Origin of the sequence: Streptomyces sp. CG 926 (assembly GCF_003148825.1) — a bacterium.
Classification (GTDB): domain Bacteria; phylum Actinomycetota; class Actinomycetes; order Streptomycetales; family Streptomycetaceae; genus Streptomyces.
Map to the genome: position 1 here is coordinate 61,849 of NZ_QGGZ01000025.1, position 9,053 is coordinate 70,901.

Genomic DNA, 9,053 nt, shown 5'->3' on the forward strand with positions numbered 1-9,053 from the left:
ATCGACGCCCGCCGGGGACATTCCGCTCTACGCGCGTAGGAGTAGAGTGCGCAGATGACGAGCGAGACCCCCAACCTGCCGACCCCGGACCAGATCCGTCGTTCCCCGAAGGTGCTGCTGCACGATCACCTCGACGGTGGACTGCGTCCCGGGACCATCATCGAGCTGGCCCGCGAGGTCGGCTACGAGAACCTCCCCGAGACCGACGCCGACAAGCTCGGCATCTGGTTCCGCGAGGCCGCCGACTCCGGCTCCCTGCCGCGCTACCTGGAGACCTTCGCGCACACCTGCGCGGTCATGCAGACGAAGGCCGCCCTCTTCCGGGTCGCCGCCGAGTGCGCCGAGGACCTGGCCGAGGACGGCGTCGTGTACGCCGAGATCCGCTACGCGCCCGAGCAGCACCTGGAAGCCGGCCTCTCCCTCGAAGAGGTCGTCGAAGCCGTGAACGACGGTTTCCGCGAGGGCGAGCGGCGCGCGAAGGCCAACGGCCACCGCATCCGCGTCGGCGCCCTGCTGACCGCGATGCGCCACGCCGCCCGCGCGCTGGAGATCGCCGAGCTGGCGAACCGCTACCGCGACAACGGCGTGGTCGGCTTCGACATCGCCGGCGCCGAGGCCGGGTTCCCTCCCACCCGCCACCTCGACGCCTTCGAGTACCTCAAGCGCGAGAACAACCACTTCACCATCCACGCGGGTGAGGCCTTCGGCCTGCCGTCGATCTGGCAGGCCCTGCAGTGGTGCGGCGCCGACCGCCTCGGCCACGGCGTGAAGATCATCGACGACATCGAGGTCGCCGAGGACGGTTCCGTGACCCTGGGCCGCCTGGCCTCCTACGTCCGGGACAAGCGCATCCCCCTGGAGATGTGCCCGACCTCGAACCTGCAGACCGCCGCGGCCGCCTCGTACGCCGAGCACCCGATCGGTCTGCTGCGCAAGCTGCACTTCAGGCTCACGGTCAACACGGACAACCGCCTGATGAGCGGCACCAGCATGAGCCGCGAGTTCGAGCACCTGGTCGACACCTTCGGCTACACCCTCGACGACATGCAGTGGTTCACCGTCAATGCGATGAAGTCCGCGTTCATTCCTTTCGATGAACGACTGGCCATGATCAATGAAGTGATCAAGCCCGGTTATGCGGAGCTGAAGTCGGAGTGGCTGTTCCGGCAGACCGCCTCCACCAGCGGTTCTGTCTCGGCCTAGGCCACGGAATGACAGAGCGGAAGCGCCCGGGAGGGATAATCCCCGGGCGCTTTCTCGTATTTACGGATGTTTGCGGGCGAGGGTTTGAAGTGACTAGTTTGCGGAGCCGCTCAATTCCCCGTCGCAAGGACACCTTTTCATGAAGAAGTCAGCTGCCAAGACCCTCGGTACCGTCGTTCTCGGTGCCGCCTTCGCCGCCGTCGCCGCCGGTACCGCCTCCGCCGCCGTCCCGGCGGTCGGCCTCACCGACGCGCTGGGCTCCGCCACCGGCATGCTCCAGGGTGCGACCAGCCAGCAGCAGGTGGGCGGCGAGGCGCAGCAGTCGAGCGACCCCACCTCCCAGATCACCGGCGTGCTGAACCCGCTCACCAACAGCCTGAACGGCCTCGGCGGCTGAGTCTGCCCGCCACTGCGACGCGTACACGTGTGCGGCGGGCGCATGCCCTTTCGACCAGGTATGTATCCCGCCGCGCCGTGTGCCACGATCGCCACCAACTGCCCGCCGACGTCTTGGGTACGAGGTTCTCGGTCATGCGCATGAAGGCACGAGCGACGATGGTCGCGCTGGTCCCCACCCTGCTGTTCGCGGCTGTGGGGTGCAGCAGTACGAACACTCCCGCGACGGACAAGGCCCCCGATCCGAAGGGCTCCGCGGCCACCGCCTCCGCCGCGCCCGGAGCGCCGGCGCCGTCCGCCGCGGCGGACGGATCGGCCGCGCCGAAGACCGGTGGCAGCCGGATCGAGCGGTCCGCGCTGGCCCAGGGCGACCTGCCCGGCTACCAGATCTCCGCCCAGGGCAAGAACCCCAACGCCCCGGACGGCCAACCGCAGGCCGACAAGAAGGCCTGCCAGCCGCTGGCCGACGTCATGGGCGACAAGCCGAGCCCGTCCGCCCGCGAGACCGTCAGCCGCGGCATGGGCTCACAGAAGCAGCTCGGGCTGGCCGTCTCCGCCTCCGTCAGCTCCTACTCCGAGGCCGACGCCAAGGCGCTGATCTCCCGGCTCAAGGCCGCCGTCGCCGCCTGCGGTACGGGCTTCACCGCCAAGGTCGAGAAGCAGACCGGCGCCTATCGCGAGGTCCGCCCCGCCGACTACCGCACCGGCGGCGACGAGAGCGTCAGTTGGACCATGACCGCGGCCGCCGAGGGGGTCTCGGCGCAGGTCCATCTGGTCGTCGTACGCGAGGGCGACACCGTCGTACGACTGACGGCCCTCAATGTGGCGGCGGCACCCCAGCAGAAGGCCCAGGTGCCGCAGGAAGTGGCCGACAAGCAGCTGGAGAAGATCCGGAAGGTCCAGCAGGCCGGCTGACCCGAGGACGCGCCGGCCGCCGGACTACCAGGCGGCCGAAGCGGACTTCTCGTTCGGCAGCAGCACCCACAGCGCTATGTAGATCAGGAACTGCGGGCCCGGCAGCAGGCACGAGACGACGAAAATGGCGCGCATCGCGTTCGTGGAAATTCCGAAACGCCGCGCCAGTCCGGCGCAGACTCCGCCGATCCAGCGGCCGTCACGGGGGCGGACCAGGGCGCTCATGAGATTCTCCTTCGTCGGTATCGCTTTCTGCGATGACTCAATACTCCCGCTGGACCGCCGACAGAACGTCGGTCCAGCGGCCGAGCCCGACCCTGGAAATCTTCGGGGTATCCCCCTGATAAACGGTGTGTGAGCGCCTCAGCCGGGCCCGCAGCGCCGGTACGACGGCCACGTGCGCGAGCACCACGCCCACGGTGTTCAGCAGCACCGAGTCCACGTCCACGACCTGCCCCGGGACCGCGGTCTGCAGCATCTCGATGCACACCGAGACCAGCGCGCCCGCGGCCGCCGTCCGGGCCAGCGAGGACCACGCGGACAGGGCCGACGGCGCGAGCCGTCCACTGATCAGCGGCACCAGCACCCCGAGCGGGGCCAGCAGCGCGAGCCCCTCGCCGATCTGCCGCGCGGCCGCCAGGGGGCCGAGGGCCAGATCCGCCGAGATCCCTTCCAGCGGGCTCAGATTGGCCGCCGCGGCCCAGGGCACGTCCAGCGGTCGCAGAGTCAGCCAGCCGACGACCACGAGATGGGCGGCGAGCAGGACCCCGGCCAGGAGTCGCAGACGGAGGTGGATCGCGGTGGCGGCGTTTTCGCCGGCCTCATGACGCTGCACACCTGGGAGGACGCGTCGTCCGGTAGCCCCGGTTCCGGCCCGGAGAGGGGTGTGGCGGGGAGCACCCGAGAGCGTGCGGATCCGGCGTCCTGGCCGGTCAGCGCGTGGCGATGAGGACGATCAGGAGCAGCGCGCCGATCAGGGCCGGCGCGATGATCTCGTACGACCAGCGCACGCGCACACTGCCCTGCGCGCCCGGCCGCGCGGCGTTCAATTCGGCCAGTCCCTGCAGCTCGTCGACGATCCTGTCGGCATCGGCCCGCATCGGTTCGGAGGCGGCGGACGCCGAGGCACGGCCCCGCGCGGTGGGGTCGCCCGCGCTGCCGGGGTCGCGGCGGTCGATCGCCTTGCGGCGCATCTGCTGCCGGTTGGCCTTCTTGCGCTCCCGCAGCGAGACCGGCACGGACCAGAGCTGGTACTTCGAACCCTCGGCCAGCACCTCGGCCGAGTACCCGGCGCGCACCGCGTCCACGGCCGCCCAGGGCAGCTCGATGATCCGGAACGGGTTCCGCACGCGCATCCGGTCCTCATTGGCGAAGACGGCCGGGCGGATCGTGAACGCGACGATCAGCGGTACGACGCAGAGCGCCACCGCCAGGCCGATCCACGGGGTGTTGCCGGAGCCGCGCAGGACGGCGTCGCCGCAGAGCCAGACGGTCAGCGCGAGCAGCAGTACCCCCGAGACGAAGCCCATGGAGGATCGGTAGGTCCGGTCTGCGTACACCGGCTCGTCGGACGGCTGCTGGCTGCTCATGGGGTCGATTCTGCCCCACGTCATCTCAGCCCACGAGATCGGCGTACAGGATGATGTCGTCGGGGCGGTGCCCGTTCGTGATCTCGCCGCCGCAGGCGATGACGCGCAGCTCGGGGCGGGCGGTGTCGCCGTACACCCTGGCGGTCGGGAAATGCGTCTTGTCGACCTGCTCCAGCTCGCGGACGCGGAAGAGGGCGGCTCGGGACACGCGGGGGCGTGCGGACGATCCGGCTCCTGTCGCAGGTCCGTGACGGAGAGTGGAGGTGTCGATTCCATAGCGGATCCGGGGGCGGGGGTGACAGGTCGCTACGCGCGTAGATATGCTCATCTGGTGACCATGCCCACCACCCTCACCGCATTCGCTGACGTGACGACGTCCGACAGTGCGCTGCGCCGCTTCCTGCACGGGCTGCCCGGCGTCGACGCTGTCGGCCTGGAGGCCCGCGCGGCCTCCCTCGGCACCCGTTCGATCAAGACGACGGCCAAGGCGTTCGCCATCGACCTGGCCATCTCGATGATCGACCTGACGACGCTCGAAGGCGCGGACACCCCGGGCAAGGTCCGGGCGCTCTCCGCCAAGGCCGTCAATCCCGATCCGACCGACCGTACGACCCCGATGACGGCCGCCGTCTGTGTCTATCCCGACATGGTGGCCACGGCGAAGGCGGCGCTGAACGGCGCCGACGTCAAGATCGCCTCCGTCGCGACCGCCTTCCCGGCCGGCCGCGCCGCCCTGCCCGTCAAGCTCGCGGACACCCGTGACGCCGTCGCCGCCGGCGCCGACGAGATCGACATGGTCATCGACCGTGGCGCGTTCCTCACCGGCCGCTACCTGGAGACGTACGAGCTGATCAAGGCCATCAAGGAGGCCTGCGTCCGCGAGGACGGCAGCACCGCGCGCCTGAAGGTCATCTTCGAGACCGGCGAGCTGTCGACCTACGACAACATCCGCCGCGCCTCCTGGATCGGCATGCTCGCGGGCGCCGACTTCATCAAGACCTCCACCGGCAAGGTCGGCGTCAACGCCACCCCCGCCAACACGCTGCTGATGCTCGAAGCCGTCCGCGACTTCAAGGCGCAGACTGGAATCCAGATCGGCGTGAAGCCGGCCGGCGGCATCCGGACCACCAAGGACGCCCTGAAGTTCCTGGTCCTGGTCAACGAGACCGTGGGCGAGGACTGGCTGTCCAACCACTGGTTCCGTTTCGGCGCCTCCAGCCTGCTGAACGACCTGCTCATGCAGCGCCAGAAGCTGAGCACCGGGCGTTACTCCGGTCCCGACTACGTGACGGTGGACTGATCACCATGGCTTCCCTTTTCGAGTACGCACCGGCCCCCGAGTCGCGTTCCGTCGTCGACATCGCCCCTTCCTACGGGCTCTTCATCGACGGTGAGTTCACCGACGCCGCCGACGGCAAGGTCTTCAAGACCGTCTCGCCGAGCAGCGAGGAGGTGCTGGCCGAGGTCGCCCAGGCCGGCGCCGCCGATGTGGACCGCGCCGTGAAGGCCGCCCGCAAGGCCTTCGCCTCCTGGTCCGCGCTGCCGGGCTCCGAGCGCGCCAAGTACCTCTTCCGCATCGCCCGGATCATCCAGGAGCGCAGCCGCGAGCTGGCCGTCCTGGAGACCCTGGACAACGGCAAGCCGATCAAGGAGACCCGCGACGCGGACCTCCCGCTGGTCGCCGCGCACTTCTTCTACTACGCGGGCTGGGCCGACAAGCTCGACCACGCGGGCTACGGCCCGAACCCGCGTCCGCTGGGCGTGGCCGGCCAGGTCATCCCGTGGAACTTCCCGCTGCTGATGCTGGCCTGGAAGATCGCCCCGGCGCTCGCCACCGGCAACACCGTCGTGCTGAAGCCCGCCGAGACGACCCCGCTCTCCGCGCTGTTCTTCGCGGACATCTGCCGCCAGGCGGGCCTGCCCAAGGGTGTCGTCAACATCCTCACCGGCTACGGCGACGCGGGCGCGGCCCTCGTCGAGCACCCGGACGTCAACAAGGTCGCCTTCACCGGCTCGACCGCCGTGGGCAAGAAGATCGCCCGCCACGTCGCCGGCACCGACAAGAAGGTCACCCTGGAGCTGGGCGGCAAGGGCGCCAACATCGTCTTCGACGACGCCCCCATCGACCAGGCCGTCGAGGGCATCGTCAACGGCATCTTCTTCAACCAGGGCCAGGTCTGCTGTGCGGGCTCCCGCCTGCTGGTCCAGGAGTCGATCCACGACGAGCTGCTGGACTCCCTCAAGCGCCGCCTCTCCACGCTGCGCCTGGGCGACCCGCTCGACAAGAACACCGACATCGGCGCGATCAACTCCGCCGAGCAGCTCGCCCGGATCACCGCGCTCGCGGAGACCGGCGAGGCCGAGGGCGCCGAGCGCTGGTCCCCGACGTGCGAGCTGCCGTCCTCCGGCTACTGGTTCGCCCCGACGCTCTTCACGAACGTCACCCAGGCGCACACCGTCGCCCGCGACGAGATCTTCGGCCCGGTGCTGTCCGTGCTGACCTTCCGCACGCCCGACGAGGCCGTCGCCAAGGCCAACAACAGCCAGTACGGCCTGTCCGCCGGCATCTGGACGGAGAAGGGCTCGCGCATCCTCGCGGTCGCGGGCAAGCTCCGCGCCGGGGTCGTCTGGGCCAACACGTTCAACAAGTTCGACCCGACCTCGCCCTTCGGCGGCTACAAGGAGTCGGGCTTCGGTCGCGAGGGCGGCCGCCACGGCCTGGAGGGCTACCTCGATGTCTGAGTCGTCTGCGCGTCTGACCGTCTTCAAGACCTACAAGCTGTACGTCGGGGGCAAGTTCCCCCGCTCCGAGAGCGGCCGGGTGTACGAGGTGTCCGACTCCAAGGGCAAGTGGCTGGCCAACGCTCCGCTGTCCTCCCGCAAGGACGCCCGTGACGCGGTCGTCGCCGCCCGCAAGGCCTTCGGTGGCTGGTCCGGCGCGACCGCCTACAACCGCGGCCAGATCCTCTACCGCGTCGCCGAGATGCTGGAGGGCCGTCGCGAGCAGTTCGTCCGCGAGGTCGGCGAGGCCGAGGGCCTGTCCAAGTCGAAGGCCGGCGCGGTCGTCGACGCGGCCATCGACCGTTGGGTCTGGTACGCGGGCTGGACCGACAAGATCGGCCAGATCGTGGGCGGGGCCAACCCGGTCGCGGGCCCGTTCTTCAACCTCTCCACCCCGGAGCCGACCGGTGTCGTGACCGTGATCGCCCCCCAGGACTCGTCCTTCCTGGGCCTGATCTCGGTGATCGCCCCGGTCATCGCGACCGGCAACACGGCGGTCGTGATCACCTCCGAGAAGTCCCCGCTGCCGGCCCTCTCCCTGGGCGAGGTGCTCGCCACCTCCGACCTGCCCGGCGGCGTGGTCAACATCCTGTCCGGCAAGGCCGGCGAGATGGGCCCGCACCTGGCGTCCCACCAGGACGTCAACGCGATCGACCTGGCCGGGGCCGATGCGGCGCTGGCCAAGGAGCTGGAGATCGCGGCGGCCGACAACCTCAAGCGCGTGCTGCGTCCACAGCCTGTGGACGACTGGAGCGCGGACCCGGGCACCTCGCGGATGACGGCGTTCCTGGAGACCAAGACCGTCTGGCACCCCACCGGGTCGCTGGGCGCGGGCGGCTCGTCCTACTAGTCCTCCTGGGACGGGACAGGCCCCGTACGAGACCGGCCCCGGCAGCGTCCCCCGCGCTGCCGGGGCCTCTCGCGTTTTCGGGCTCGGTTCGGGGCGAGGACGGGGTCAGCGGGGAGTCGCCAGCGGCCCCAGAAGGGACGAGGCCGCCGCCGTCGGCAGTTCGCCGACCGACGGCCCCTGGGTGAGGATGCCGGTGACCATCCCGGTCCCGACGGAGGGGAAGTCGGCCACCTTCGTGGCGACGCCGTTGTCCAGCGGGTCCACGCCGGTGTGGGCGAGCGGGTTCACCTTGAGGTTCGCGATCGGGTCGGCGACCCCGGACAGGGCCGCCGGGATGTCGAGTTCACCGGCCTGCGCCCCACCTGCGGCCATCGCCAGGGCCGCACCGGCCATCGAGACGGTCAGTCCGGCGCTGCGGAGCCGGTTCGGAAGGGAAGGGGCTGCGTGACGTGCCATGGAGATCCCGCCTGAGGTCGTGGTCGCGTGCGCACGCAGCGTAGTTGAGGTGTGTTCCTGGACACCAACCGGCCACCGGGAGGATCCCCTACCCGGGGGAATGGTTCAGACTGGTGTCCCGTGAGCTCCCCCTCTTCCTCGCCGACCCGCGTCGTTCTGCTGACCGGTCCGTCGGGCTCCGGAAAATCCTCGCTGGCCGCCCGCTCAGGGCTGCCCGTGCTGCGCCTCGACGACTTCTACAAGGAGGGCGTCGACCCCACCCTCCCGCTCGTCGACGGCAGCTCCGACATCGACTGGGACTCCCCGCTGTCCTGGGACGCGGACGCGGCGGTCGCCGCGATCGCCGAACTGTGCGCGGTGGGGCGGACCGACGTCCCCGTCTACGACATCGCGACGAGTTCCCGCACGGGCGCCGAGGGCCTCGACATCGCCCGCACCCCGCTGTTCATCGCGGAGGGCATCTTCGCCGCGGACGTGGCCGCCCGCTGTCAGGAGCTCGGCCTCCTCGCGGACGCCATCTGCCTGCGGGGGCGCCCCTCGACGACCTTCCGTCGCCGGCTGGCCCGCGACCTGCGGGAAGGCCGCAAGTCGGTGCCGTTCCTGCTCCGCAGGGGCCTGCGGCTGATGCGCGCCGAACGCGGCATCGTGGCCCGCCACGTCGCGCTGGGCGCGCACGCCTGCGCCGGCGACGAGGCCCTGGGCCGGCTGGCGGCGGCCGCGGCGGGCCGCCACCGCGCGACGACCCCGGCCTAGGCCGTCTCTTCCGGATCTTGTCGGGCCCGGCCCGCCCGGCACGGCACCTCGCCGCGTTGTCGGGGCGCCCGAGTACGTCCAGTACACGGGCGCCCCTCCGCCTTGCGATG

11 protein-coding genes and 1 pseudogene are annotated in these 9,053 nt (G+C 70.5%); 7 read left to right on the top strand and 5 right to left on the bottom strand.

Annotation, left to right across the window (positions count from 1 at the left end):
- Window positions 1–54 precede the first annotated feature (54 nt).
- From BCL76_RS37930 to BCL76_RS37940, 3 genes are all read left to right on the top strand, one after another.
- Window positions 55–1,203 (top strand): adenosine deaminase, encoded by a 1,149-nt coding sequence (locus tag BCL76_RS37930; protein ID WP_030763337.1) that lies wholly within the window; start codon window positions 55–57, stop codon window positions 1,201–1,203.
- 139 nt (window positions 1,204–1,342) lie between these two features.
- A complete protein-coding gene (locus tag BCL76_RS37935; RefSeq protein WP_030763340.1) occupies window positions 1,343–1,600 on the top strand; it encodes a hypothetical protein in 258 nt (85 codons plus the stop codon).
- Window positions 1,601–1,734: 134 nt separating this feature from the next.
- Window positions 1,735–2,514, top strand: coding sequence for a hypothetical protein (locus tag BCL76_RS37940; RefSeq protein WP_109784050.1), 780 nt, complete (start codon window positions 1,735–1,737; stop codon window positions 2,512–2,514).
- Window positions 2,515–2,538: 24 nt separating this feature from the next.
- Here BCL76_RS37940 and BCL76_RS37945 read toward each other — a convergent pair whose 3' ends face one another.
- The 4 genes and pseudogenes from BCL76_RS37945 to BCL76_RS37960 all read right to left on the bottom strand — a co-directional run.
- Window positions 2,539–2,739 carry a PspC domain-containing protein gene (locus BCL76_RS37945; protein WP_030012491.1) on the bottom strand — a complete coding sequence of 67 codons (201 nt, stop codon included), beginning with the start codon at window positions 2,737–2,739 and terminating at the stop codon, window positions 2,539–2,541.
- Window positions 2,740–2,776: 37 nt separating this feature from the next.
- The gene (locus BCL76_RS37950; protein ID WP_109784051.1) at window positions 2,777–3,349 is read right to left on the bottom strand and encodes a VanZ family protein; all 573 of its coding nucleotides are present in this window, start codon (window positions 3,347–3,349) and stop codon (window positions 2,777–2,779) included.
- A gap of 97 nt (window positions 3,350–3,446) precedes the next feature.
- Window positions 3,447–4,103 carry a PH domain-containing protein gene (locus BCL76_RS37955; RefSeq protein WP_109784052.1) on the bottom strand — a complete coding sequence of 219 codons (657 nt, stop codon included), beginning with the start codon at window positions 4,101–4,103 and terminating at the stop codon, window positions 3,447–3,449.
- A 25-nt stretch (window positions 4,104–4,128) separates the two neighbouring features.
- Window positions 4,129–4,299, bottom strand: a pseudogene (locus tag BCL76_RS37960) (class F sortase); the annotation flags it as partial.
- 141 nt (window positions 4,300–4,440) lie between these two features.
- Here BCL76_RS37960 and deoC point away from each other — a divergent pair.
- The 3 genes from deoC to BCL76_RS37975 are packed head-to-tail and all read left to right on the top strand — an operon-like array spanning window position 4,441 to window position 7,734.
- Window positions 4,441–5,403 (top strand): deoxyribose-phosphate aldolase, encoded by a 963-nt coding sequence (gene deoC / locus BCL76_RS37965; protein WP_109784062.1) that lies wholly within the window; start codon window positions 4,441–4,443, stop codon window positions 5,401–5,403.
- 5 nt (window positions 5,404–5,408) lie between these two features.
- On the top strand, window positions 5,409–6,845 hold the full coding sequence (locus BCL76_RS37970) for an aldehyde dehydrogenase family protein (RefSeq protein ID WP_109784053.1): 1,437 nt from the start codon (window positions 5,409–5,411) through the stop codon (window positions 6,843–6,845).
- Complete coding sequence (locus BCL76_RS37975; protein ID WP_109784054.1) at window positions 6,838–7,734, top strand: aldehyde dehydrogenase family protein; 897 nt, start codon at window positions 6,838–6,840, stop codon at window positions 7,732–7,734. Before BCL76_RS37970 ends, BCL76_RS37975 begins: the two co-directional genes overlap by 8 nt.
- Before the next feature lie 105 nt (window positions 7,735–7,839).
- On the opposite strand, the gene BCL76_RS37980 is transcribed toward BCL76_RS37975, so the two are convergent.
- Window positions 7,840–8,190, bottom strand: a complete 351-nt coding sequence (locus tag BCL76_RS37980; protein WP_109784055.1) for a hypothetical protein — start codon at window positions 8,188–8,190, stop codon at window positions 7,840–7,842.
- Between the two features lie 51 nt (window positions 8,191–8,241).
- Here BCL76_RS37980 and BCL76_RS37985 point away from each other — a divergent pair, with 51 nt between their 5' ends.
- Window positions 8,242–8,943, top strand: a complete 702-nt coding sequence (locus BCL76_RS37985) for a uridine kinase (protein WP_109784056.1) — start codon at window positions 8,242–8,244, stop codon at window positions 8,941–8,943.
- The last annotated feature ends 110 nt before the right edge of the window (window positions 8,944–9,053 follow it).